Consider the following 23449-nt stretch of genomic DNA (forward strand, 5'->3'; position numbering starts at 1 on the left):
TTACAAAAAGAAAAACTGTCCGCAGACAGCATCTCTTTTACCACTCTGTACCTGAGAGGTCTTTAGCTTTTTTTTCAAGCTCTCCGGCTTCTTCAGAAATTTTACCAAAATCGACGTTATTTTCTACTGCTTCTGCAGCATCTTCTTTAACATCTTCGACTTTTTCTGCGACTTTATCTGCACTGTCATCCAACTTTTCTTTGAACTCAGCAGTTTTTTCCACTACTTCGTCAGTAATTTCTGATTCGTTCTCATCAAAAAGTTCTTCAGTATCTTCTTTCGCTTGATTGATTTTATCAACTATTGCATCGCGTGTGCTGTTGAAAAATTCAATAACAGAGTCTTTTGAAAGTTCACCTGAATCAACTTTTTCTTTAATCAAATCACGTTTACTTGTCAAATAATCTTTTGCTGAGTCTGCAGAAATTTCTCCTGAATCAAAACGCTCTTTGATATCATTGAATTTTTCTGTCGAAAAATCGCGTAAGTTGTTCAATGCGGCTTCTGGATCGTCTTTAAAGTCGTCATACATCTTACTCGCATCTTCACGCATTTCGCTTCCTTTTTTAGGGGCGAAAAACAAAGCTGCAGCGGCACCAATCAAAGCTCCTGCTAAAAATCCTGATTTTTTAGACATATTATTTATCCTCCACTTTCTTTTTCTTGTTCTTCTTCATAAATTTGTTTGCTGTTTTAGCCAATACTAAAGTCGAAGCTGAACGACCAACCGTTCCCGATTTTCTTGAGAAACGTTCAACCATGTCGCGACTGCTTTTATTCACCGCAGTAACACTCTCTGAAAGCTCTGCTACTGCAACGAAGAGAGGGTCAATTGTTGCAACTTTTCCATTAACATCATCTAAAAGAACATTGGCTTTCGCCATCAAGCCATCCGCTTGGTGAAGCAAAACATCGACATCACTAGAGACGAGTTTCACCGTACGATTGGCTTCCTCAACAACCTTTGAAACTTTAACTAAAAGTACAATTAAGAAGATAACCAAAGCTGCAAAAGCAATTGCAATGATCAGCCAGGCTATATTTTGTACACTAATTTCTCCCATACTTCACCTCCGAAACCGCTTAAATTCAAACGGTAATTTTACTTTATTATAGCAAAATTAATATTTTTTATAAACTAATTTGGCACATAATTTTCTCCGAGATATTTAGGGCACTCGTAGCAGTGTTTTCAGAGGATTTTTATATTTATCCCTTTTTTATTCTTTCCTCAGAAAAAACGAGGCCTTACCGGAAAAGCTTATGTGAGAGATTGGCAGCTTCTTTGACAAGATCCGAGATGAAAGTGGGGATTTTGCTGTAAAATTCTGCTGAATCCTTGACTTTTTGTACAGTTGGATCTTTCTGTCCGCTTTCGTCAAGCGATTTTTCATTATCCGGAAAAACGATTCGTTTTTTCATGTTCTTGGCATAAATGTCAAGAACATTTACATTTTTCTTTTTCGATGGGGCAGATGTTTTGTGAGTGCCGAGAGTATCCGAGGGAAGGCTACGGACGGTTTCCCTTTGTTGATGGAGTATATTAAAAACACAAAATGTGATAAGCCCAACAGTTGTCACAAGTGCAAGTGTATGTTTCATTTTTCGCTCCTCTTCTCCTCTTAATATCTCTATTTTACGCGTACTGGCATGAAGCTGAACTTACTTTTTTGTAATGTAATAAAAAATGCACCTTTTGCCTTACTGCAAAAGATACACTTGTACATTTTTTTCTTAATCAATTTTTTTCAAACGTCTGATAAGCACAAACGCTATACCCGCAACAATCATTAGGGCTGAGAAGACCTGTGATACACGGAATGCTCCCCACATCAGACTGTCTGTCCGCATGCCTTCCACAATAAAGCGAACTGCTCCATACCAGATAAGGTAGAAAGCAAAGATTTCACCACGCTTGAGTCCTGGAATACGATGGAGGAAAATCATAATGAGAAGAAAGCCCGAAAAGGTTCCAATACTTTCGTAGAGGAAAGTGGGTATTCGATAAGCGCCATCAATAAACATCTGCTCCCGAATAAAGGTTGGCAGATAATTTAAGTTGCTTACTGCATCACCATAGGCTTCCTGATTGACAAAATTTCCCCAACGTCCAAAAGCTTGTCCGATTAATACACCAGGAATACTTATATCCAGTAAATCCAGAGGATTAATCATCCTATAGTAAGAAAAGACAAACAAGACAATTGCACCCGCAATCAGACCGCCATAAATTGCACCTCCGCCATCCCAAAGAGCGATAATTTCACTCGGATGTTGGCTATAATAATCCCATTGGAAAGCAACGTAATAAGCCCGGACACCGATCAGACCGATTGGGAAAGCCCATAAGATAAAGTCAATCACATCATCTGAGGTCAAGCCTCGCCGTGGTGCTTCCTTACATGCCAGCCAGACACCTAGGGCAGCCCCCGTCACAATGAAAATCGCATACCAATGAATGGAAAAGGGCCCTAACTCTAAAGCAATCTTATTCATTGCTAAATATGGAAAATAATTCACTTTCACTCCTTAGCTATTGTTTTCGATCAAATGTGTCAAACGATCTTCAAAAAGTGCCGTTGCATCATAGCCCATATCTTTGGCACGATAGTTCATCACGGCAGCCTCAATAATTGTGGAGACATTACGTCCTGTTTTTACAGGAATCTTGATCTGTGGCACCTCAACATCTGCAAGAATAATGTTTTTCACACCATTACCCAAACGGTCAAATTCGCCCCCTACTTCATAAGGTTCAAGATAAATTGTTAAATCAATATCCGTTTGATCCTTGACCGCACGCGCACCGTACAAGCTCATAACATCAATAATACCAACACCACGAAGCTCCAAGAAATTTTGCAAAACTGGCGCTGGTTCCCCCGCTAAAGTAAAGGCATCTCTTTGGAAAACATCGACACGATCATCAGCCACGAGACGGTGGTTACGCGCCACCAAGTCCAAAGCCGTTTCTGATTTCCCAATACCACTTGCTCCCTGAATCAAAACACCCACACCATAAATGTCCATCAAGACACCATGTACACTGACACGCTCTGCCAGCTCTTCATCCAAGTAAGAGGTCAGGATGCTGTTCAGACGGCTAGTTGTCTCACGTGACTGCAGCAAGACAATATCATGCTTACGCGCTGCATTCACCATCTCTTCCGGAATTTCAAGATTACGTGCAACGATAACAACAGGAGTTATCTCAGTCATTACCTTTTTGAGAATATCATAACGCGCATCACCTACCTCGTTCATCATGTAGGACCATTCCTTCATCCCGAAAAGTTGTATCCGTTCAGGGGTAAAGTATTCAAAATAACCAGACATCTCTAAACCTGGGCGTAAAATATCTGAGGTGGTCACTTCTTTTTGAAGTGCTGTTTCCGTGGAGTAGATAACATTAAATTTTATTTTTTTGATGAGATCTTGTACTGTGACTGTCATAACCGTCTCCTATCGTCTTTTTCTCTCCTTATTATATCAAAATATAAACAATAATCCTTTTTGCTTTGGCTAATATAATATAGAGTTTAATATTTTATTCCCTTTCAATAGCCAAAATATAACTTAGTATACTGGTTCATCTCAGACCTAAAAATAGTAAAAAAAAAAAAATAATGGATATTCTCCATTATTTGATCTTGCTAAGTTTTACAAACTTGTCTACTTTATAAGCCACATAAATTCTGCGACCTAAAAGGAAGCTTGCGATAAAGAACCAAAACCATTGTGCCTGGAAAAAGGCGATGGAGAAAATCCATGCTTCAATGATTGTTCCAAGTATAAAAGAGTAAAATCGTGATTTTAACATAGATTAAGTTTATCATACCCAAGAACGGAGGTCAAATATGCTAAACGAAATTTTTACCAGAGCGTCACTTTTTTTACACTTGTTTTTTCATTCGCTTCCTGATAGAAAAAAGTTGCGGGATACTGTATAATACATTATGATCATCGCGTATCGCCAGCTTTGAAATCAACTTAAGAAAGAAGATTACCTAATGGAAAAAGTACATGATGAAGGTCCTTTCTACCACGGGACGAAAGCCGAACTCAAAATAGGGGATTATTTAAGGGCGGGTTTTGTCTCTAATTATGATTCACGTGTGACTATGAATCATATCTATTTTACAGCTTTAAAAGATGGCGCTGGCTTTGCTGCCCAAATCGCTGCTGGAAAAGCTGAGGTGCCACATGTCTATCTGGTGGAGCCAACAGGTCCTTATGAAAATGATCCCAATGTCACCGACAAAAAATTCTCGGGTAATCCCACACGTTCCTATCGCTCTACTACACCATTAAAAGTAATTGCTGAGGTGACCGATTGGGCGCGACAACCACAAGATAAGATTGACATTTTACGGGAAAAAATTGCCACACGTGCGACAAACAGTAAAACAACCATTATTAATTAAGCCCCCTTACATCCGACTATATTTTAAACATGTATCATCTGGCAAAAAAACTACAATTTTGGTAAAATGAGGTGCTATGGAAAAAATTAAAAACTTTGCTAAGACTGAGGCTTTCACTTATCTCGTCTTCGGTGTCTTGACGACCCTTGTCTATTACGTCTTTATGCAGTCAAGCTTTTATCTGCTTAATCACCCCGGGATAAATGCGGGGGCGATTTCAGAGGCAATCGGACAAATTGTCAGTATTATCTTTGCTTTCTTTACCAATAAAATTTGGGTTTTCAAACATAAATCTACGCATATTTTCCGTGATTTCCTTAACTTTGCTGCTGGACGTTTATTCTTCATGCTTTTGGCTATTGTTCTGAAATGGTGGTTTATCGATAGTCATCCGGAGATTTTGATGGATCTCTTGCACTTGAAAAAACCAGTAGTCGTTCTTGCTCTTTCACTGGCCATCCAAGTATTGAATATTGTCTTGAACTATTTCTATTCAAAATTTATTGTTTTCCGTAAAAAAGCGAAAGTATAAATGTATAATAAAAAAAACGTCTGCCAAAACAGAACGTTTTTTTATTTTCTAATTTCTTTAATAAAAGCAACAATCTCACCACGTCGTGTTTCGATTTGACCAAAAGACTTTTTCTGATAAGTGGCGTTGAATACCGCTCCGATGATAATAACTTTAGCAATGAAAATAAACCAAATCATTAAACCAAAAATAAGCAAGGAACCAACCAGTTTAAAGTCACGCATTTGCCCTAAAGCTCGACTTAAATAGGCCCCAAAAAAATGAGGCAGGGCCACAAGAACCAAAGTAGAGAAAATGGTCCCGGGCATAATATAACGTAACTTATGTATTTTGACGTTGGGTAAGACAAAGTACAGTAAAATCAAAGAAATAAGCACAACAATGATGACAACTGGTAAGGTAGCTGTTTGCAATGTCCGATACAGTCGATCATCAAAGGCAAAGAGGTTCTCATGCACATAGGTCAAAATCACCTGACCAAATGTTGAAATCAAGATAGTTAAAGAGAGCATAACCATGAGCCCTAAGCCAACAACTAGACCAATGATTCGGCTGAGAATGAAATCACGATGTTCTGAAACCTCATAAGCTTTGTTCATAGCCATCTGTAAGGTCGCAAGTGCGCGAGAAAATGTCCAAAAACCAGCCAAAACGGAAATCGAAAGTAATCCTGTATTGGGATTTTCTAAGACATTTCGGATAAATCCGACACTCATATCATAAATCTGATCCGGGATCTGATCATGAAGCACATCCAAGATCATATCAATATCAAGATTTAAGAAGGGGAGAATGTTGGCAAAAATCAAAAGTAGCGGGAAAATGGATAAAAGCAAGTAATAAGCCACAGCAATACTTGATAAGGACATCTCTGAACTTTTATAAAAGTTCATGAAGTCTTTCAAAGTTTGCCAAGACGATACACGTTGAAAAAGAGCTTTCATCTGGTCTTCTCCTCCTTTCATTTTTCTGTCTTCATAAGATAGGAGAGACTTCTTAGTAAGTGCCTTCTTCTCCTTGGCTTGTCAAAATTACTGGACCATCTTTGGTAATGACAAACTGATGTTCATATTGACAAGATAAACCGCCGTCCAATGTCTTATGCATCCAACCTGTTTCCATATCGGTATCAATTTCCCAAGTCCCTGTCGTAATCATGGGTTCAATGGTCAAAACCATACCCTCACGCAAACGTAAGCCACGTCCAGCTTTTCCGTAATGTGGCACCAGTGGATCTTCGTGGAAAGTTGGCCCCATACCATGACCGACAAGGTCACGAACTACACCATAACCACGACTTTCTGCATATTCTTGAATAGCTGCTCCAATGTCACCGATACGGTTACCAACAACAGCTTGTTCGATTCCGAGATAGAGACACTCACGTGTCACATCCATAAGGTTCTTCACTTCTTCTGATGGTGTGCCTACGGCATAAGCCCAGCAGCTATCTGCAATGGCTCCACTGAAACCTTCCGTATATTTCTTCATCTCAGGAACATTATCAAAATCAAGTTTTGAAACATCAACAGAACCATCTTCAACCATACCCAAAACCATGTCTACTTTGATAAGGTCGCCATCTTTTAACTTCATGTGGCGTGGAAAACTGTGCGCCACCTCATCGTTCAGTGAACAACATGTGGCATAAGGATAATCCATAATTGAACCATCTACACCGATTTGGAGAGGAAGCGTATTATTTTCTTTACAGACTTTTCGTACATATTCTTCGATTTCCCACATGTCGATACCTGGTTTTATCAAATCACGCAAACCGATATGGATGCTTGCCAATAAAGAGCCGGCACGATCCATTTGATCTATTTCACGTTGAGATTTTAATGTAATCACTATTTTTACCTTCTTCTAAATATTTCTTTAATCGTAATGATACTCCTATTTTATCATAAAAATACTGTGGTAGAAAGTACCGAAAAATGCATAGGAGCTGATTTTTCTGGAATTTCTTGATATAATTTTGTTATATAAATTTCACAAGGGAGCAAAAAATGGCTTTAGCAAAAGTAGTTTATGCAAGTATGACCGGCAATACGCAAGAAATCGCGGAAATCGTTGCTGATAAATTGGAAGATTTAGGTCTTGATGTAGATTTGGACGAATGTACTTCAGTTGACGCTGACGAATTTGAAGATGCGGATCTTTGCATTGTTGCCACTTATACTTATGGCGATGGTGAATTGCCAGATGAAATCGTTGATTTCTATGAAGATTTACAAGACGTTGATCTTTCTGGAAAAACATTCGGTGTCTGTGGTTCAGGAGATACTTTCTATGATGATTTCTGTATTTGTGTTGACATGTTTGAGGAACAATTTGCACTTACTGGAGCTGAGAAAGGTGCAGAATCTGTCAAAGTGGACTTGAATGCTGAAGATGAAGATATTACAAATCTTGAAACGTTTGCAGAAACTTTAGCAGCCAAAGTTCAATAAAAGAAAAAACTGCCTATGAGCAGTTTTTTTATAGGCTAAACATCAAAATTCCTGCGGCCACTGCGACATTCAGAGACTCTGCGCGTCCAGGCATCTCAATATGGACAAGTTGATCCGCTACAGCTACTGCCTGATCAGAAACACCCGCACCTTCATTCCCCATCACTAAGGCAAAGTCCTCTTCTGCTACAAGTTCTTTGTGACTGATGGACCGGTTGGACAAAGTGGTAACATAAAGAGGAATGTGCGCTTCTTGTAATTCCGTAAAATCTGCCACAGACAAAACAGGAATATGAAAGTTACTTCCTTGCATACTTCGCATCACTTTTGGAGCATAAATATCTGCCGTATCCCCCATACAAAGTACTGCTGAAAAACCTGCAGCATCTGCTGTCCGAATCATCGTTCCGACATTGCCAGGATCTTGGACATTTTCAAGGACTAAATACTTACCGTGCCCAAACTCAACTTTCACTTCTTCGAAAGCTACCTCAGCGACAACACCTTGCGGTGTTCCAGCATCCGATAGGCTTTTAAGAACTTCTGAACTCACTGCGAAAACATTTTCTAGGTGTGAAACGTGTTGATATTTGTTTTCTTCCACAAAGATTTGTAAAATTTTCGCTCCCGAATTGACAGCTTCTTCTAGCAAATGAAAGCCTTCAATAAGATAAGAATTTTTGCGATATTTTTTCTTTGTCAGCAGTTTACGTGCTTCTTTTATTTTTTTATTGTCTTTTGCTGTAATAATTTCCATTTGCTATAATTATAACATAGAATACATGAAGATTTTTTATTTTCCTATAAGGAGGTGTAAGGATGTCTAAGGTTAAAATGATTGCTCACGGACAGGTACAAGGTGTCGGTTTCCGTTATGGTACGGTCCAAATCGCGCGTCAACTCAAACTTAGAGGACGCGTGTGGAATAATTCCGACGGTACGGTGGGACTTTATGTCCAGTCAGATAGCCAGAAAGCTTTGTCAGATTTCGAAGATAAACTTCGTAAAGGGCCCACTCCTTTTGCCTCAGTCACAAATCTCGAAATCTATCCAGACGAATTCCCGGACTTTAAAAATTTCGATATTAAATATTAATGAACAAACAAAAAAAGACTGCCTTAAACAGTCTTTTTTTGTTTTACCAGTTAAAAAGATTAAGAAGCATCAAATGCCACTTGACTTCATTGGCATAATACATATTTCCACCATTAACGTAGAGTTTTCCCCCACTGTTCATCAAAGAGTCAACCGTCACATGATAATAGGTTGCATTTGTGGTGTTTCCCAAGCTAGGTGCTACAACTGTACGTGAATATTTTTCAGCCAGTTCTAAATTATTTTTTCCACCATTTTTCGCAACATAATCTATATAGGATTGACCAAAGTTATATGCTTGAACGCCTGTCCAAATATCAACTTTTTTGTCTTCAGCGTACTCTAAAACTTTACAAAGGTTTGAAACACCTTGTGCGATACTCTTATCTTCATCTGAAATACTATTTTGATTGCCGTTCAAGCTTTCGCTCGACTGCATAACATCAACAGCATTCCCTTTTGTCTCTGTATAAATAATAGCTAATGCAAGCTTTGTATCCCCCTCTAAGCCTTGAGCTTTTAGGGTTGCATCAACCGATTTTTCATATTGCATCACGTTTTTTACGTTCCTATAAGTTCGGTGCACGTAAAAACCTGCTCCGACCACTGCTGCCAGTAGTGCAAGCTTGATGAATAGCTTCAAAATTTTCAACATTTATCTATTCCTAATCATTTTTTCGACGGCTCATGTCTCAATTCCAGTTGTTATTATATGCCATCTCATGTTAAAAACTTCTCTAGCATTTCCACCTTTATTTACTTATCACTGTTCATTTTTATTCGGTTGGTGGAAATTTTGTTAAAAAAGTCGTACTTATATTCTAGACTAAAGGAAACCCTTTTGTCAAATCTAATGCAAATTGTCGAACTTCTTGAAGAGCAAATTCGTCATCTTTATTGGATAATGCTTTAATAATTGCTTGTGCAATCTTACGGCTTTCCTCTTCCTTCATGCCGCGGCTAGTGATTGCTGCGGCACCAATACGCACACCGCTTGTTTTAAAAGGACTAAGTTCCTCACCAGGAACAGAGTTTTTATTGAGGGTAATGTTAACTGTATCAAGGAGATTTTGTGCTTCTTTACCATTAATTCCAAGCTCAGTTACTTTGACGAGGAAGAGATGATTGTCTGTACCATCTGAGATAACATGTAAACCAGCTCTGCTAAATTCATCGGCCATGGCTGCTGTATTTTTCACTACTTGATCAATATAAGTTGAAAAGTCTGGTGACAAAGCTTCTTTAAAGGCAACTGCTTTAGCAGCAATAACATGCTCCAAGGGACCACCTTGTAAACCAGGGAAAATAGCGCTATTGATTTTTTTAGCTAGCTCCGCATCATTGGTCAAAATGAGCCCCCCACGTGGGCCACGCAATGTTTTATGTGTTGTAGAGGTTACTACATCTGCATAAGGAAAAGGACTTGGATGATGACCTGTAGCCACAAGACCAGCGATATGAGCCATGTCTACCATCAATTTTGCACCGACACTGTCTGCAATCTCACGGAATTTTGAAAAATCAATAATACGAGAGTAAGCCGATGCACCAGCAACGATAAGTGCTGGGCGATGCTTTTCAGCTTGTGCTGCAATCTCATCAAAATCAAGCAACTCTGTTTCTGAATTAAGACCGTAAGACACAAAGTTATACATCTTACCTGAGAAGTTGACTTGAGAACCATGAGTCAAATGCCCACCAGAGTTCAAATCCATACCTAATACAGTGTCACCAGGCTCAATCAAGGCCATGTAAGCTGCTGCATTGGCTTGTGAGCCAGAGTGTGGCTGCACATTAGCAAAGTCTGCATGGAAGAGTTCTTTGGCACGTTCGATGGCCAAGTTTTCCACTACATCTACAGCTTCTGTCCCACCATAATAACGCTTTTCCGGGTAACCTTCTGCGTATTTATTTGTTAAGACAGATCCCTGAGCTGCACGTACCGCTGGGGATACGATATTTTCTGAGGCAATTAACTCAATTGTTTCTTGTTGTCGAACTTCTTCGGCATGTATAGCAGCCCAAAGTTCTGGATCAAACGCTTCAAAATTATAAATTTCCATGTGTGTCTCCTTTGCCTTATACGATGCTTACCTCAAGCATTTTTCCTTTTGCGTGGGTAGCTTTTGTACATCTACCATTATATCTAAAGCAAAGTGCCGAACCAAATTATTTGTTCAGACAATTTCAGATAATTCTGGAACAGCATCAAGAAGTTCTTGCGCTGTAATAGCCCCTTGACGTAAAATCTTAGGCATTTCACCAGAAAGATCCAAAATCGTTGTATCTAGACCATAAACACTATCATCTTGAAGTGCAACAGCTGCTTTATCAAGGATAGCGGATGTTAAATCATCATAGAAACGTGGGCTTGGTGAGCCGGTAAGATTAGCAGAGGGACCAACTAAAACCCCTAAAGCTTTAATCACTTCTTGTGTGGCTGGAATTGAAGGCATTCGGAATCCGACAGTAGTTTTACCCACATGAATCCACTCAGGAACTTCAGGACTTGCTTCTAAAATAATCGTCAACGGTCCAGGCAGAAAAGTTTGCACGAGTTTTTCAAGATAAGCAGGTTGATGCACTGAATATTTTAAAATTGTGTCATAATCCGCCACGTTCATATTCAAGGCTTTTTCAACAGGACGCCCTTTTACAGCATAAAGTTTTTGCACCGCTGCCTCGTTGGTTGCATCCGCGAAAATGCCGTAAACTGTTTCTGTTGGCAACACTGCCAATTCTCCTGCTTTTAAAGCTGCTATTGCTTTTTCAACTGTCATTTTATAGCTCCTTTCTTAAGTAGCATTTATCTTTAAGTTGTTTTCCATCTTCGTAAATTGGAAAACTATAATGGTCAATAAAATAATTTTTTATCTTATGGGTATATTCAAAACCACAAGCTTCATAGAAAAGGACATTTCCCGATATATCGTCGGTGCCGACGGTCATGACACCTTGGCACTTGTACTTTTTAAAAAGGTAGTTTATCAGGGCTCTGCCATAGCCTTGACCTTGTGCATCAGACGCTACAGCTAGGTTTTCAATTTCGAGAGTCGGACTGACTACACACACTGCCCTAATTTCAGACTGATCCATCAGTACAAAAAGTTCACCTTTTGCAAGATAGGTCATAATATGCTCATGATCATCAGCTAAAAGAAGTAAAGGGAGATATCTATCTTTCTTTACTTCTATATGTTTTATTTTCATCTATGTCACACTTATCATACGATCTTTTTCAAAAATATCACGGTGCACACGGACTTTTTTAGTAGGAAAAGCCTTCTCAAACAAATCTTTCACTGCTGGACCTTGCTTATAACCAATTTCTAAATATATTTTCCCTTGTGGCTTTAAAAATTGATGAGCTGCTTCAGCAATGTTCTGATAAATTGCTAGACCTTGCTTTTCAGCAAAGAGTGCGCTATCTGGTTCAAAGCGAATGACGGATTGATCCATTTCATACGTTTCATCAAAGGCAATATAGGGTGGGTTGGACACAATGATATCGTACTGTCCTTGAATATTTTCAAAGACATCAGAGAGAATGAAATTAAGAGAAATTTGATGTCTTTTTGCATTCAATTGAGCAAGTTCAAGTGCTTTTTCTGAAACATCCGATGCAGTAATCTCCCACTCTTTTCTTTTCTCCGCCAGTGCTAGAGCAATAGCTCCGGATCCTGTTCCAATATCTAAAACCGTACGTCTATCTTGCTCATTTTCATCGAGAATCATCTGCACCAGCTCTTCTGTTTCTGGCCGTGGAATCAGGACACGCTCATCCACGGCAAGTTTTAAATCACAGAATTCAGCCCAGCCTACAATATATTGTGGCGGTTCATTATTTTTCAAACGCTGCGCGACAGATGTAAGTGCAGCTAAATCCGTATCTGAAATCGCTTCTCTTTGTAAATTTAACCACTGTAATTTTGTGAGCTCGTGTAAATTTCTCCAGACAAATTCTAGAGCGAAAGGCTCTTCCAAATCTTGAGATAATTGGCGCACAGCCTTAATCCATAACATTTTTTCTTTCCTCACTCTCCTCACCTTTTAAAGGAGAGGAAAAACACGCCCCAATAAATAAACGATGATGGGGATTTTCAGATTATCTTTTGCAAAAAGGACACCATTTTCATTTCGTGTCCTATTTTTCTCATTGACAATATTTTCCAATCTTCCTAGAGCCAAAGCATCAAAGGTTTTCATAATTTCCGTCACCGATTGACTGCTGTATTTGCTAAACTCCGGAAGTGAAAGAACTTTTTTACGTTTGCTCCAATTATCCCCTTCTTTGAGCTCTTGCCAAAGACGACAATAAGCATTGTCCTTATAAAAGTCAATGCTCATCCGTACGCGTCTATCCAATCTCTGAAGATGCTTTGAAGGACTCTCAACATTTTCAATGGTAATCCAATAATCTTGATTGATTGCTTGGCAATAGAGCAAATCAAAGTGCGTCTCTTGGGTACTGACCTCAAAGACAAGAACTTTTGTCTCAACGTCCTTCACTCTCTTTGCCGTTTCCATACGTCTTTGCTCTTCTGAACGCAGCCGAATGTTAAAACCTTCAAATTGAAATTCGATCATTACTTGTTAAGCTCCGCCAACTTCTCCGTTTGATCATAAACCACAAGTGCATCAATGACTTCATCCATTTTTCCAGAAAGGATGGTATCTAACTTTTGTAAAGTTAGTCCGATACGGTGATCGGTCACGCGGTTTTGGGGGAAATTATAAGTACGGATACGTTCTGAGCGGTCACCTGTTCCGACAGTGGACTTACGTTCAGCATTTTGCTTGTCCAACTCGATTTGTTGATAGTAGTCAAATACCTTCGTATTAAGCAATTTTATGGCTTTGTCACGGTTTTTTTGTTGCGTACGTTCTTCTTGCATTTCAACTTTGATGCCTGTAGGCAAGTGAACCATACGTACAGCTGTCGCAACTTTGTTGACATTTTGTCCACCAGCACCTGAGGCATGGTAGATATCCACACGAAGATCTTTTTGTTCAATTTTCATCTCGAATTCTTCAACTTCAGGCATGACAAGGACCGTTGCTGTTGAAGTGTGTACACGTCCTTGTGTTTCTGTTGATGGCACACGTTGCACGCGATGAGCACCAGATTCGTATTTTAGTTTACTGTAAACAGAAGTTCCCGAAACAAGGGCTGAAACTTCTTTATACCCCCCAATGCTCGTCACACTGGCTTCCATGATTTCAAATTTCCAACCTTGTGACTCTGCATAATGCTGGTACATATTTAACAAATCACCAGCAAAAAGGGCTGCTTCATCACCACCTGCTGCGCCACGAATTTCCAAGATAATATTTTTATCATCATTTGGATCTTTAGGGAGCAAGAGAATTTTAATCTTTTCTTCCAGTTCTTCTTTGGCTGATTTTGCTTCTGAAAGCTCTTCTTTGAGCATTTCTTTCATATCCTCATCAAGGCCACCCTCACCAAGCATTTCTTCACTGTCAGAAATGGTTTCGAGCACCTTTTTATGTTCATTATAAGTGGCTACAGTATCTCGCAGACTCGCTTCTTCACGTGAAAGTTCCATAAAGCGCTTTGTATCATTGACAACCTGTGGGTCACTGAGTAATTCGCCCAGCTCCTCATATCGTCCTACCATCGTTTCAAGTTGATCAAACATTTTTTATTTTTCCTTACTTCTTTTTTTATATCTCTTCGTTTATACGATTAGTCTCCATCTTTTTCAATGGATGAAAATAGTGCTTACGGCACACTGGAATATAGCTCTCATTGCCACCAATCTGCAGTTGCTCGCCTTCATAAACAGGTTCACCTTCAACCATGCGTAAAACCATCGTTGCTTTTTTACTGCAATACCAGCAAATCGTTTTAATTTCTTCGATTTTATCAGCCAGAAGCAATAAGTATTTTGAGCCTTCAAAAAGTTCATTTCTGAAATCATTTTTTAAGCCAAAAGCCATAACAGGGACATTTAAATCATCAACCACGCGTGCCAAATCATAAATATTTTGTTTATTAAGAAATTGAGCTTCATCAATCAACACACAAAAAGGTCTTATCGGCAAGCTTTCAATATATTCATACACATTCATGGTATCGTCAATCGCTACAGCTTCGCTACTCATACCAATACGACTTGCGACTATACCAACACCGGCACGTGTATCTAAACTAGAAGTCATAATCAAAACAGGTTTTCCCTGTTCTTCATAATTATGAGCAACTTTCAAGATTTCGATACTTTTGCCTGAATTCATACTGCCGTATTTGAAGTACAATTGTGCCAATTTTCTTTCCCCTTTATAAAAATGGCTTAAAAGCCCTATTTAATAGCATTTTTCAGTGATACTATTATTTTATTTTCGATAATAATATCATTAATTATCACTATTTTTCATTCATTTCTGCCCACTTTTTTGCCCACCAAATTTGCTTAAGAAATTTTGTTAATTCTATTCATTTTTTTGTTTAATTCTTTAGACATATTAGGTGTTACATGGGTATATATATTATTGGTAATAGTGGATGTTGCGTGACCAACTCTTTGCATCACCACTTTTTGGTTTATTCCCATTTCTGCTAATAATGAAATATGAGAGTGGCGCATACAATGGCAAGAGAATTGCTTATCTAGCCCCGTTGCTTTTCCATAATACTTAAAAGATCGATTTAGATGGCCAATATTATGTGGTTGACCTGAACGAGTACAAAAAATGTATCCATGATTTTTATAACCTACATAAGTATTGTCATGATTAGCTTTGAGATACTCTTCGATAATTTCGATCGCTCTATCATTGAGATCAACTTCCCTATAAGAAGATAATGTTTTAGTCGTGGTATGAGTATGTTTCGTCACACCCTTAGTATAATCTAAGTTAGTTTCCACTTTAATTATACGTCTTGTGCGGTCATAATTTTCTTCTTTTAACGCAGCTAATTCACAGTATCTTAAACCAGTTAAAAACAGAAATTCAATAGTTAGAGCTATAAAGTACGTGCGAGAATTCTCAGAACTTCTCATCCTATTTAATACCTTAGCTAAATCTTCCACTGTAAACAGTTTTCGATTCTGCTTTTTTATATCTTCCAAAGTTTTTTTGGAAAGACTTAATTTCACATTCAATGTAGGATCTTTAGAAATAATCTCCATTCTCTTTGCAAAATCAAAAATAGATTTACAAGTTAAAAAATAACCTTTTACTGTACCTGATTTTAAATTCAAACTATTAAAAAACACCTGAATTTGGAAAGTTGTAAATTGTGACATTTCCTGATCTCCAAATTCATCAGCAAAACGTTTTATTTGTTTTCGCCTATTATTTAAGGTTGACGGCTTTAGCCTTCTGCTACAGTCATTTAACCATAAATTAGCCACAGAAGAAAAAGTTAATGAATTAATATTTAATCTCGAATTTAATATATTTAACTCACTTTGTTCAATTTTTCGCTTAGCCTTTGTTAACAATATTTTTCTAGCTTTTGTTTTAGCTTGATTTGAATTAGATGTCAAAGTTACAGAAACTTTATCCTCAGATTTTGTAACTATATTAAAGTATCTCATACGCCAGAGGAACTTGTTTTTCCTAGTTTCTGACCATAAACTTCCTACTTTTATATCTTCAACTTTCATATTTCCTACCTTTTCTTTTGGGAAAAGTGCAGAATAAAAATCATACTTATTATATCATTTTTATCTGTATTTTTCCTCGTCTTTTATTTTTAAAAATTCATCAAATGCTGGAAACCATACACGTCCGCTCATTCTAAAATAATCCCCTTGCATGAATCGTTTATCTTTTTTCATTTCGCAAATTTTATTTCTAGCGGTAGAAACCTTTATAGAATAAAAGTTTGAAATACCTTCAGCATCAATCATCTTCTTATCCACGGTTATCCCTGTTCTGCTCATTCTTCCCCCTATATACAAAAAAAGAAGGACAAGATTTCTCTCGTCCTTAATATTCACCGATTTTATTTTTACATGGCAGCAATTATCACTGCCTAAACTAATTTCTTAAATGTTACGTACATAGCCATGTGATGTTTGAGAATAATCACTTATTGCTAAGTCACGACCATAAGCTGCATAGTTGAAATACTGTTCTAAAGTTGCTTGGTTTAGAGTTTCTACTCCTCCCATTTGTGCAACCAATTCTGCTGCTAAATCTTCATCATCTTCAGCTTCTACAAATTCCAAGTCATCTTTACAAGAAATAATATCATCTATTGAATATATTTCCAGAAATTCTTTGATATGGTCTAAATCTGAGATTTCTTCTAGTTTTTCCGCATAATCATTAAGTTCACTAATGGAAGAATATTCGCCTACTGAAAATCCATAAAAATTTTCGAAATCATGAATTGCATATTCTTCCCCATGCTCTGGATCAAGCTGCAATTCTCGTTCAACTCTACCCATATCAACTGGCAGTTCGTACCACTTGCCCCTTGTATTGCCATTATTATAGCTTGGAGCTATACTATAAAAGTGGACAGAAAATTGTGTGTTATAATCTGTCTATTAAGACACAAAAATGAAAGGACTTTTATGTCAGGTTTTAAACGTTACGACGAGGAATTTAAGCAATCTCTCGTTAATCTCTACCAAACAGGTAAAACTCAATCCGAACTCTGTAAAGACTATGGTGTCTCCCCTTCTGCACTTGCAAAATGGATCAAGCAGTACTCTCAAGTTCGTCTTGAAGATAATACGGTCTTGACTGCTAAACAGATTCAAGAATTACAAAAAAGGAATGCCCAACTCGAAGAAGAAAATCTTATCTTAAAAAAAGCAAGTGCCATATTCATGCAAAACTCCAAGTGAGATTAAAAGCAGTCTATAGACTCCGATTTGAACACACGACAGTTATGCTCTGTCGTGTTTTACATGTCAATCGTTCCACCTACTATAACTTCATAAACAAGAAGCCCTCAAAACGTGAAATAGAAAATCAACGCTTGAGAAAATTACTCCTTGAGATTTATATGAAAGCCAAGAAAAGAATTGGAACGAGAGCTTTTAAAATCATTCTCCTGCGTGATTATGGCGTTAATATTTCTGAGGGGCGTATCTTAAGACTTCTCAAGTCTATGACACTCCCTAAAATGTCAACGATTAAACCTAGAGTTAAATCAAAACACTCTCCTGCATTTTCTTCTGATAATCTCCTTAAACAAGAATTTAATCCTAAGTCCCCGAATCAAGTATGGACAACTGATTTCACTTATATTTCTATAGGACATAGACGGCATGTTTATCTCTGCGCCATCCTTGACCTCTACTCTAGAAAATGTATTGCTTGGAAAGTAAGTGACAGGATTGATGCTAAACTTGCCTGTGACACATTAGGGATGGCTATAAATAAGAGGAAGCCTAAGGAACCAATCATTTTTCATTCGGATCAAGGTAGCCAATTTAAATCAGCTTCCTTTAGAAAAATATTAGATGAGCATCAATTGCTTGCTTCTTACTCCAAACCTGGATATCCTTATGATAATGCTGTCACTGAGGCCTTTTTCAAGTACCTCAAACAACGGGAAATAAACAGAAGAACTTATCACTCCATTCAAGAAGTTCAACTCTCTTGCTTTGAATACATCGAACAGTTTTATAACAACTATAATCCTCATTCCGCAAACAATGGTTTAACTCCAAATCAGAAAGAAGAAAACTATTTTAAGAAAATATAGCTCATTTTGTGTCTAAATATTTGACATTAGTCCATTCAATTGCTTACTCGTAATATTATCTTCTATCTTATATGTTATGTTTTCGTTTTCTTCACGTACAACCAGTGCATTAAATTCCTTCATTTTACACTTCCTCCAAACATATTTTAACATTTTTGAAAGTTTCATAGCGAATGAAAACAATTTGTTCTACATATCAAACATGTTATAATTTAGTAAAGTAAGTATATTACTTATATTAAAAATATTTTAAAATAGAAATGAAATAACTATGATTTTAATTGCTCTATTAGCTGTTCTAATTCCTCTTTTTTTATTGGGGATTCTAAATATGTCTGCACGATTAGGAATGACAACTAGTGCCATAATTGTTGCTTTAACAGGGTATTTATTTTGGAAAATTCCAATCGATGTACTCTTTGCTTCTATCTTACAAGGTATGCATAAAACTTTACCTATTTTGTGGATACTTTTCGGAGCTTTAATGCTCCTGAATGTTTTACGTAAAACCGGAGCGATTACTTCAATTAATGCCGGGTTTAAGTCACTCTCACTTGATATGCGTGTTCAAGGAATTTTGGTTGCTTATCTTTTTGGGGCGCTCATTGAAGGTGTCTCAGGATTTGGTACTCCTGCAATGGTAACTGCTCCTCTCCTTATTGCACTAGGTTTTACACCTTTATCTGCTGTTGTATTGGCATTAGTCGCTAATTCTACACCAGCCGCATTTGGTGCAGTAGGTACCCCAATTACAGTTGGCTTAAGTAATGCTGCTCAAGAACAAGGAAATCATATTTTCTCTCAAGTCTCTTCGACAATAACTTCCCTGGACCTCCTAGGTGGTGCATTTATGCCAACTATTTTAGTCTTACTAATGACAATAATGTTAAATAAAAATAAGAAAAATCACCGTGATTGGTTAGAAATTATCCCCTGGACATTATTTATTGGAGTATGTTATAGCAGTTTTGCGTGGTTATATTCTCGCATAATTGGTTATGAATTTGTATCTATTATCACTCCACTCACAGTGCTCGCTCTAACAATAGTTTTATTGAGATTCAATTTTTTATTACCTAAAAGTACTAATCAAAATCCTTGGAGAAAACTTGAAGAAAAAAAACAAGTTGTTCAACCACAAAATTTAAAAGTAGAAAATATGTCTCTAATAAAGGCCTGGTTACCTTATGGTATTGTAGTACTACTTCTTCTGATTAGTCGGACAATTCCCATAGTAAAAACTTTTTTAAATAACACAATTAATTTGAGTTGGAATACTATCCTAGGGTTTAAAGAAATAAATTCGGAATGGGCTATCCTTTATTCTCCTGGATTAATATTAACCATTGCTTCCTTAATTGCTTTGGCTGTTCAAGTTAAATCACTAAAACTTTTTACGCCAATTGCTAAAGATGTTTTTTCAACTATTATGAGAACTGGACTCACCCTAGTAGTAACTTTAATTATGGTCCAAATTTTTTCAAATTCAGGTATGAACAATGGGAATCACCTATCAATGCCTTCCTATATTGCTGAAATACTTTCAAGATACTTATCAGGGGTGTGGATATTTATTGCTCCATTTATTGGTGAATTAGGTTCCTTTATTACTGGAAGTACCACTGTATCTAATCTTACTTTTGCCTCAATTCAAGCCGATATTGCCTATGATTCTGGGCTTCCCATCAATGCAGTGTTAGCTGGACAAGTTATTGGTGCTGCGGCTGGAAATATGATTTGTGTGTTTAATATTGTAGCAGTCAGTGGGGTCGTTGGTCTCTTTGGAAAAGAAGGTGAAATTCTAAGAAAAACAATTATTCCAGCATTACTTTATGCAGGCTTGATTGCTATATCTACTTCACTTTATCTCTTCTTCAAATGAAACCACTAAACATCAACTGCCTATAATCTTCCTCAAAAAAACTTACTTAAATATTAAGTAAGCTTTTTTATATCATTCTAAAATAAAAAACTTCTCGCGGCGTAATGCGAGAAGTTCAACACTTCTTAAAGTATAAGCGATATTACTTAAATAAAACAAAAAATACTGGAGCCTTATTCGTTAATCTATTTTGAACTATCACTTTTTTCTTTTTTAATTTCAATATTCTTGTCGGTGCTTTCATCTAACTTGTTTTGTATATATTGATCTAGATACTTAGAAAGTTCCTCACCCTTTAAATTTCCTAATTCTGGTATTTGAATTACCTCTAATGTCACTTTTTTTAGCCCGTAACTAGATAACCTTTCTTTTAAATTATTCATTTTAGAGGCATTAATTTCTTTACCAGATACTGTTAAAACAAGCTTATTCTGCGAGTTTTTATAATTCTGATCCAAAATAACGTAATCATTAAATTCATTTTTCAAAAAATTGTTAATGGTATATTTTCGAACACTATCCTGAACTAAAGATGAAGCAGAAATAATACTTGGGATCATGATTAATATAGAAATTATTAACAAGAAAAGGTTAATTCTATTTTTGTTTATACTCACTTTATAATGTACTGGAAATTTCATCACTCTGATACCAATAACTGTCGCAATGATAATGAAAGCACTATTGATAACAAATAAATAAGACGACCCTAAAAAATATTCCCATTTTAATACTGAAATTGAATATCCAATAGTACATAAAGGTGGCATTAAAGCTGTAGCTATTGCCACTCCTGGAACAATATTATTAGCTTGTTTTTTTCTCGCACCAATGATTCCTGCCACTCCACCTGCAAAAGCGATGATAACATCCCAGATGGTTGGACTTGTTCTTGAAATAATTTCGCTACTCGGATAACTGATGGGTGATATCATAAAATAAAGTGAGGCTACGATTATGCTGACCGCTACTTCTAAGAGCAATAATTTAGCAGACTTTCTTACTACAAAAGAGTCTAAAACAGAGAGACCATATCCTAAAGCTAATATTGGTGTCATAACAGGAGAAATTAACATAGCTCCTATGACTACAGCATTAGAATTCATATTTAATCCAATTGAAGCAATTAAAATAGCACACACTAATATTATTGAATCGCTAATTCTAATTTCTAAATCTTGTAATATTTTTTCCCTAAACTCTATCGGGGTAAATTCATAATTATTTTTCATAATTCATCCTTATACTTCTTTTAAAAATTTTAACTGTCATCACTCCAGATTATCCGACCATTACATTTTCTTCAGGATATTTATAGAGAGCTTCTTCTCTATTTTTAGTATTAAGAGAGTAAATGATTGTAAATATTCCAACACGACCAATAAACATAAGTAAGCCAATTAATCCCTTGCTTGCAGAACTTAATTCAGGTGTTACATTCATACTCAGTCCTACTGTAGACAAAGCAGAAACTACTTCAAAGAGAACTTGATCGAGTTTTAAATTAGGCTCCAGTACCAATAAAATAAAAGTAGAGATAATTACAAGAGAAAAGTATAAAAAAATAGATTCATAAGATTGTTTAACCAAATTTTGAGGAATAGTTCTATTCCCAAATCTTGTATGTTTCTCTCTTCGTATGACAGCTCTTATATTAAGAATAAAAACTCCAATTGTTGTTGTTTTTATTCCTCCTGCAGTTGAGCCTGAAGTTCCTCCAATTGTCATCAAAATAATTGTTAGAAATAGACTTGCTTGACTTAAAGAGGAATAATCTTGTATAGCAAATCCAGCAGTTCTTGGTGTAATCGCAAAAAATAGACTCTGAACAAAATAAACTAAAAAATCACTTTTATAAAAAGAAAAACGAGTGATAAAAAAGAGTAATATCCCAACTAATATTAAAATTCCTGTTACAATAAGTGCCAATTTAGAATGTAAAGAGAGTTTATGTCTTTTTTTATATCCTATCAAATCCATAATAACAATAAACCCCAAGCTTCCACATACTATAAGTAATGAAATAACAAGCATAATGTAAGGAGAATGATCGTAAGATATAAGAGAATTTCCAAAAAGATCAAAGCCTGCATTACAATAGGCAGATACTGAATGAAATATACTAAACCATCCCCCCTTTACCCATCCATATTCTGGAATAAAAATAAATGAAAGCAAAACCGCTCCTATAAATTCAGCAATTAATGAAATAAATAGTATACCTAATACTAATGATTTTTTAAAACCTAAATGAGAAACAGAATATGTTTTTTGTAGGGCAGTTCTTGATTTCATGGATACTTTTTGGTTCAATAATAGGAAAATACTAGCAACTAAGGTCATAAAGCCGAGCCCTCCAACCTGTATTAAAATCAAAATAATAATTTGACCAAAAAAAGACCAGTATGTACTTGTATCTAGGACAGCTAATCCAGTGACACATGTGGCCGATATTGCGGTAAAAAGAGAATCTACAAAGCTGGTATATTCTCCAGCTTTTGAAGATATTGGAAGGCTTAGTATCCCTCCTCCTAACAGCACTACAAAAAGAAAACTCAAAAAAATAATTTGTAAATCTGTTAAATTTTTAATCATCCTTTTAATAAAAAAGTTTTTCATTTCTATCCAATCTTGTATTCATAAAGTATTTACCATAATTAGTATAACAAATTAAATACATTTGTCCTAAATGTCAAAACCAATATTTTTTCGAAAAAAATCTAGTTTTATAACACCTCATAGTTCATTTTACAAATCATGAATGAGCTGATATACTAAACTTCTAAAGAAATTAAATCAAAAATTTAAGTATTGATTTTTAGAATGCGTTTATATAGAAAATAAAATTATAACTTTATTATGATATAGGAAATGCTTCATGTGTTCAGGCAATAAAATGGTTTAGAAAGCATAATATTAACATTAAGAAAAAGAGAATAGAATTAATAACAAAAAATGCAGTAGTCTATATCCTTTCTTTAACTAATAATGGCTTTCTTGATATTTTAAAATATACAACTAGGCTAAGCCTCAAAAAACTAGATCAAATAAAATACATTGAAACTTCAACATTTAACACAAGTGTAAATTATATTCTTGAAAATACCAATATCTTAAGAAGCCCCCTTATAGTTGATCAGAACAAGCTACTCATCGGTTACAAAGCAGAAGATATAAGAATTTTTTACCTCCCAAATATAGAGAGGTTAAAATATCCTAATCCTAGGTCTTTATAAAAGATATAAAATAAAAGTCATTCCAATATATCCGAATGACTTTTATTTACACACAATTTAGTTGGTTGGTTAGTTTTTTGGTTAGTTTATAGCTTGAATTTTTTAAAACCTATATTTATCAAGTCCAATA

General features: G+C 36.3%; 28 protein-coding genes and 1 pseudogene. 7 read left to right on the forward strand and 22 right to left on the reverse strand.

Annotated features, from left to right (window positions below; genetic code table 11):
- Positions 1-37: 37 nt before the first annotated feature.
- The 6 genes from J0J36_RS07475 to J0J36_RS07500 form a co-directional block, all read right to left on the reverse strand.
- Positions 38-637, reverse strand: coding sequence for a YtxH domain-containing protein (locus J0J36_RS07475; RefSeq protein WP_003134327.1), 600 nt, complete (start codon positions 635-637; stop codon positions 38-40).
- Position 638: 1 nt separating this feature from the next.
- Complete coding sequence (locus J0J36_RS07480; protein WP_003134326.1) at positions 639-1064, reverse strand: DUF948 domain-containing protein; 426 nt, start codon at positions 1062-1064, stop codon at positions 639-641.
- 184 nt (positions 1065-1248) lie between these two features.
- A complete protein-coding gene (locus tag J0J36_RS07485) occupies positions 1249-1602 on the reverse strand; it encodes a hypothetical protein (RefSeq protein WP_003134324.1) in 354 nt (117 codons plus the stop codon).
- A gap of 132 nt (positions 1603-1734) precedes the next feature.
- Positions 1735-2496: a prolipoprotein diacylglyceryl transferase gene (lgt, locus tag J0J36_RS07490; RefSeq protein WP_206886800.1), complete on the reverse strand. Its 762-nt coding sequence runs from the start codon at positions 2494-2496 to the stop codon at positions 1735-1737.
- Between the two features lie 33 nt (positions 2497-2529).
- A complete protein-coding gene (hprK, locus tag J0J36_RS07495; protein ID WP_003134322.1) occupies positions 2530-3453 on the reverse strand; it encodes an HPr(Ser) kinase/phosphatase in 924 nt (307 codons plus the stop codon).
- Between the two features lie 187 nt (positions 3454-3640).
- Positions 3641-3820 (reverse strand): hypothetical protein, encoded by a 180-nt coding sequence (locus J0J36_RS07500; protein WP_014025241.1) that lies wholly within the window; start codon positions 3818-3820, stop codon positions 3641-3643.
- A gap of 190 nt (positions 3821-4010) precedes the next feature.
- Here J0J36_RS07500 and arr point away from each other — a divergent pair, with 190 nt between their 5' ends.
- Complete coding sequence (arr, locus tag J0J36_RS07505) at positions 4011-4424, forward strand: NAD(+)--rifampin ADP-ribosyltransferase (protein WP_003134320.1); 414 nt, start codon at positions 4011-4013, stop codon at positions 4422-4424.
- Between the two features lie 76 nt (positions 4425-4500).
- A complete protein-coding gene (locus tag J0J36_RS07510) occupies positions 4501-4956 on the forward strand; it encodes a GtrA family protein (RefSeq protein ID WP_003134318.1) in 456 nt (151 codons plus the stop codon).
- Between the two features lie 41 nt (positions 4957-4997).
- On the opposite strand, the gene J0J36_RS07515 is transcribed toward J0J36_RS07510, so the two are convergent.
- Both J0J36_RS07515 and J0J36_RS07520 read right to left on the reverse strand, forming a co-directional pair.
- Complete coding sequence (locus tag J0J36_RS07515) at positions 4998-5900, reverse strand: YihY/virulence factor BrkB family protein (RefSeq protein ID WP_003134316.1); 903 nt, start codon at positions 5898-5900, stop codon at positions 4998-5000.
- Positions 5901-5952: 52 nt separating this feature from the next.
- Entirely contained in the window at positions 5953-6810 is an 858-nt protein-coding gene (locus J0J36_RS07520; RefSeq protein WP_003134314.1) for a methionyl aminopeptidase, read from the reverse strand.
- A gap of 158 nt (positions 6811-6968) precedes the next feature.
- Here J0J36_RS07520 and J0J36_RS07525 point away from each other — a divergent pair, with 158 nt between their 5' ends.
- Positions 6969-7412, forward strand: a complete 444-nt coding sequence (locus tag J0J36_RS07525; RefSeq protein ID WP_003134312.1) for a flavodoxin — start codon at positions 6969-6971, stop codon at positions 7410-7412.
- 28 nt (positions 7413-7440) lie between these two features.
- Here the strand turns inward: J0J36_RS07525 and J0J36_RS07530 are convergent, their stop codons facing one another.
- Complete coding sequence (locus tag J0J36_RS07530; RefSeq protein ID WP_153925300.1) at positions 7441-8169, reverse strand: RNA methyltransferase; 729 nt, start codon at positions 8167-8169, stop codon at positions 7441-7443.
- A 62-nt stretch (positions 8170-8231) separates the two neighbouring features.
- Here J0J36_RS07530 and J0J36_RS07535 point away from each other — a divergent pair, with 62 nt between their 5' ends.
- Positions 8232-8507 (forward strand): acylphosphatase, encoded by a 276-nt coding sequence (locus J0J36_RS07535; RefSeq protein ID WP_003134309.1) that lies wholly within the window; start codon positions 8232-8234, stop codon positions 8505-8507.
- A gap of 43 nt (positions 8508-8550) precedes the next feature.
- Here J0J36_RS07535 and J0J36_RS07540 read toward each other — a convergent pair whose 3' ends face one another.
- The 11 genes from J0J36_RS07540 to J0J36_RS07590 form a co-directional block, all read right to left on the reverse strand.
- A complete protein-coding gene (locus tag J0J36_RS07540) occupies positions 8551-9162 on the reverse strand; it encodes a lysozyme family protein (RefSeq protein WP_016170867.1) in 612 nt (203 codons plus the stop codon).
- 166 nt (positions 9163-9328) lie between these two features.
- Positions 9329-10570 (reverse strand): serine hydroxymethyltransferase, encoded by a 1242-nt coding sequence (gene glyA / locus J0J36_RS07545; RefSeq protein ID WP_003134306.1) that lies wholly within the window; start codon positions 10568-10570, stop codon positions 9329-9331.
- A gap of 114 nt (positions 10571-10684) precedes the next feature.
- A complete protein-coding gene (locus J0J36_RS07550; protein WP_003134304.1) occupies positions 10685-11287 on the reverse strand; it encodes an L-threonylcarbamoyladenylate synthase in 603 nt (200 codons plus the stop codon).
- Between the two features lies 1 nt (position 11288).
- Positions 11289-11717: an N-acetyltransferase gene (locus tag J0J36_RS07555; protein ID WP_003134302.1), complete on the reverse strand. Its 429-nt coding sequence runs from the start codon at positions 11715-11717 to the stop codon at positions 11289-11291.
- The gene (prmC, locus tag J0J36_RS07560) at positions 11718-12530 is read right to left on the reverse strand and encodes a peptide chain release factor N(5)-glutamine methyltransferase (protein WP_153925303.1); all 813 of its coding nucleotides are present in this window, start codon (positions 12528-12530) and stop codon (positions 11718-11720) included.
- Between the two features lie 27 nt (positions 12531-12557).
- A complete protein-coding gene (locus tag J0J36_RS07565) occupies positions 12558-13094 on the reverse strand; it encodes a hypothetical protein (RefSeq protein ID WP_003134300.1) in 537 nt (178 codons plus the stop codon).
- A complete protein-coding gene (prfA, locus tag J0J36_RS07570; protein ID WP_003134299.1) occupies positions 13094-14167 on the reverse strand; it encodes a peptide chain release factor 1 in 1074 nt (357 codons plus the stop codon). Before prfA ends, J0J36_RS07565 begins: the two co-directional genes overlap by 1 nt.
- Positions 14168-14192: 25 nt before the next feature.
- Positions 14193-14795 carry a thymidine kinase gene (locus J0J36_RS07575; protein WP_003134298.1) on the reverse strand — a complete coding sequence of 201 codons (603 nt, stop codon included), beginning with the start codon at positions 14793-14795 and terminating at the stop codon, positions 14193-14195.
- A gap of 146 nt (positions 14796-14941) precedes the next feature.
- The gene (locus tag J0J36_RS07580; RefSeq protein ID WP_019292109.1) at positions 14942-16141 is read right to left on the reverse strand and encodes a site-specific integrase; all 1200 of its coding nucleotides are present in this window, start codon (positions 16139-16141) and stop codon (positions 14942-14944) included.
- 60 nt (positions 16142-16201) lie between these two features.
- Positions 16202-16420 carry a hypothetical protein gene (locus tag J0J36_RS07585; RefSeq protein WP_003134296.1) on the reverse strand — a complete coding sequence of 73 codons (219 nt, stop codon included), beginning with the start codon at positions 16418-16420 and terminating at the stop codon, positions 16202-16204.
- 105 nt (positions 16421-16525) lie between these two features.
- Positions 16526-16990 (reverse strand): antirestriction protein ArdA, encoded by a 465-nt coding sequence (locus tag J0J36_RS07590; RefSeq protein WP_026063955.1) that lies wholly within the window; start codon positions 16988-16990, stop codon positions 16526-16528.
- A gap of 69 nt (positions 16991-17059) precedes the next feature.
- Between J0J36_RS07590 and J0J36_RS07595 the strand changes: the two are divergent.
- Together J0J36_RS07595 and J0J36_RS07600 are read left to right on the forward strand one after the other, a co-directional pair.
- Positions 17060-18217: pseudogene (locus J0J36_RS07595) on the forward strand (IS3 family transposase).
- Between the two features lie 255 nt (positions 18218-18472).
- Positions 18473-20083: an L-lactate permease gene (locus J0J36_RS07600; RefSeq protein ID WP_153925306.1), complete on the forward strand. Its 1611-nt coding sequence runs from the start codon at positions 18473-18475 to the stop codon at positions 20081-20083.
- 185 nt (positions 20084-20268) lie between these two features.
- Here the strand turns inward: J0J36_RS07600 and J0J36_RS07605 are convergent, their stop codons facing one another.
- Together J0J36_RS07605 and J0J36_RS07610 are read right to left on the reverse strand one after the other, a co-directional pair.
- Positions 20269-21315 carry a DUF389 domain-containing protein gene (locus J0J36_RS07605; protein WP_003134282.1) on the reverse strand — a complete coding sequence of 349 codons (1047 nt, stop codon included), beginning with the start codon at positions 21313-21315 and terminating at the stop codon, positions 20269-20271.
- Positions 21316-21364: 49 nt separating this feature from the next.
- On the reverse strand, positions 21365-22702 hold the full coding sequence (locus J0J36_RS07610; RefSeq protein ID WP_003134281.1) for a TrkH family potassium uptake protein: 1338 nt from the start codon (positions 22700-22702) through the stop codon (positions 21365-21367).
- 326 nt (positions 22703-23028) lie between these two features.
- Here J0J36_RS07610 and J0J36_RS10740 point away from each other — a divergent pair, with 326 nt between their 5' ends.
- Positions 23029-23319: an ArsC/Spx/MgsR family protein gene (locus J0J36_RS10740; RefSeq protein WP_324249117.1), complete on the forward strand. Its 291-nt coding sequence runs from the start codon at positions 23029-23031 to the stop codon at positions 23317-23319.
- The last annotated feature ends 130 nt before the right edge of the window (positions 23320-23449 follow it).

Origin of the sequence: Lactococcus sp. LG1074, assembly GCF_017309525.1 — a bacterium.
GTDB classification, from domain to species: domain Bacteria; phylum Bacillota; class Bacilli; order Lactobacillales; family Streptococcaceae; genus Lactococcus; species Lactococcus petauri.

What these genes read in the sequence shown, in the direction of transcription:
- J0J36_RS07475 (WP_003134327.1), bottom strand. Translation starts at nt 637, where the DNA reads ATGTCTAAAAAATCAGGATTTTTAGCAGGAGCTTTGATTGGTGCCGCT.
- J0J36_RS07480 (WP_003134326.1), bottom strand. Translation starts at nt 1,064, where the DNA reads ATGGGAGAAATTAGTGTACAAAATATAGCCTGGCTGATCATTGCAATT.
- J0J36_RS07485 (WP_003134324.1), bottom strand. Translation starts at nt 1,602, where the DNA reads ATGAAACATACACTTGCACTTGTGACAACTGTTGGGCTTATCACATTT.
- lgt (WP_206886800.1), bottom strand. Translation starts at nt 2,496, where the DNA reads ATGAATAAGATTGCTTTAGAGTTAGGGCCCTTTTCCATTCATTGGTAT.
- hprK (WP_003134322.1), bottom strand. Translation starts at nt 3,453, where the DNA reads ATGACAGTCACAGTACAAGATCTCATCAAAAAAATAAAATTTAATGTT.
- J0J36_RS07500 (WP_014025241.1), bottom strand. Translation starts at nt 3,820, where the DNA reads ATGTTAAAATCACGATTTTACTCTTTTATACTTGGAACAATCATTGAA.
- arr (WP_003134320.1), top strand. Translation starts at nt 4,011, where the DNA reads ATGGAAAAAGTACATGATGAAGGTCCTTTCTACCACGGGACGAAAGCC.
- J0J36_RS07510 (WP_003134318.1), top strand. Translation starts at nt 4,501, where the DNA reads ATGGAAAAAATTAAAAACTTTGCTAAGACTGAGGCTTTCACTTATCTC.
- J0J36_RS07515 (WP_003134316.1), bottom strand. Translation starts at nt 5,900, where the DNA reads ATGAAAGCTCTTTTTCAACGTGTATCGTCTTGGCAAACTTTGAAAGAC.
- J0J36_RS07525 (WP_003134312.1), top strand. Translation starts at nt 6,969, where the DNA reads ATGGCTTTAGCAAAAGTAGTTTATGCAAGTATGACCGGCAATACGCAA.
- J0J36_RS07530 (WP_153925300.1), bottom strand. Translation starts at nt 8,169, where the DNA reads ATGGAAATTATTACAGCAAAAGACAATAAAAAAATAAAAGAAGCACGT.
- J0J36_RS07535 (WP_003134309.1), top strand. Translation starts at nt 8,232, where the DNA reads ATGTCTAAGGTTAAAATGATTGCTCACGGACAGGTACAAGGTGTCGGT.
- J0J36_RS07540 (WP_016170867.1), bottom strand. Translation starts at nt 9,162, where the DNA reads ATGTTGAAAATTTTGAAGCTATTCATCAAGCTTGCACTACTGGCAGCA.
- glyA (WP_003134306.1), bottom strand. Translation starts at nt 10,570, where the DNA reads ATGGAAATTTATAATTTTGAAGCGTTTGATCCAGAACTTTGGGCTGCT.
- J0J36_RS07550 (WP_003134304.1), bottom strand. Translation starts at nt 11,287, where the DNA reads ATGACAGTTGAAAAAGCAATAGCAGCTTTAAAAGCAGGAGAATTGGCA.
- J0J36_RS07555 (WP_003134302.1), bottom strand. Translation starts at nt 11,717, where the DNA reads ATGAAAATAAAACATATAGAAGTAAAGAAAGATAGATATCTCCCTTTA.
- prmC (WP_153925303.1), bottom strand. Translation starts at nt 12,530, where the DNA reads ATGTTATGGATTAAGGCTGTGCGCCAATTATCTCAAGATTTGGAAGAG.
- J0J36_RS07565 (WP_003134300.1), bottom strand. Translation starts at nt 13,094, where the DNA reads ATGATCGAATTTCAATTTGAAGGTTTTAACATTCGGCTGCGTTCAGAA.
- prfA (WP_003134299.1), bottom strand. Translation starts at nt 14,167, where the DNA reads ATGTTTGATCAACTTGAAACGATGGTAGGACGATATGAGGAGCTGGGC.
- J0J36_RS07580 (WP_019292109.1), bottom strand. Translation starts at nt 16,141, where the DNA reads ATGAAAGTTGAAGATATAAAAGTAGGAAGTTTATGGTCAGAAACTAGG.
- J0J36_RS07585 (WP_003134296.1), bottom strand. Translation starts at nt 16,420, where the DNA reads ATGAGCAGAACAGGGATAACCGTGGATAAGAAGATGATTGATGCTGAA.
- J0J36_RS07600 (WP_153925306.1), top strand. Translation starts at nt 18,473, where the DNA reads ATGATTTTAATTGCTCTATTAGCTGTTCTAATTCCTCTTTTTTTATTG.
- J0J36_RS07605 (WP_003134282.1), bottom strand. Translation starts at nt 21,315, where the DNA reads ATGAAAAATAATTATGAATTTACCCCGATAGAGTTTAGGGAAAAAATA.
- J0J36_RS07610 (WP_003134281.1), bottom strand. Translation starts at nt 22,702, where the DNA reads ATGAAAAACTTTTTTATTAAAAGGATGATTAAAAATTTAACAGATTTA.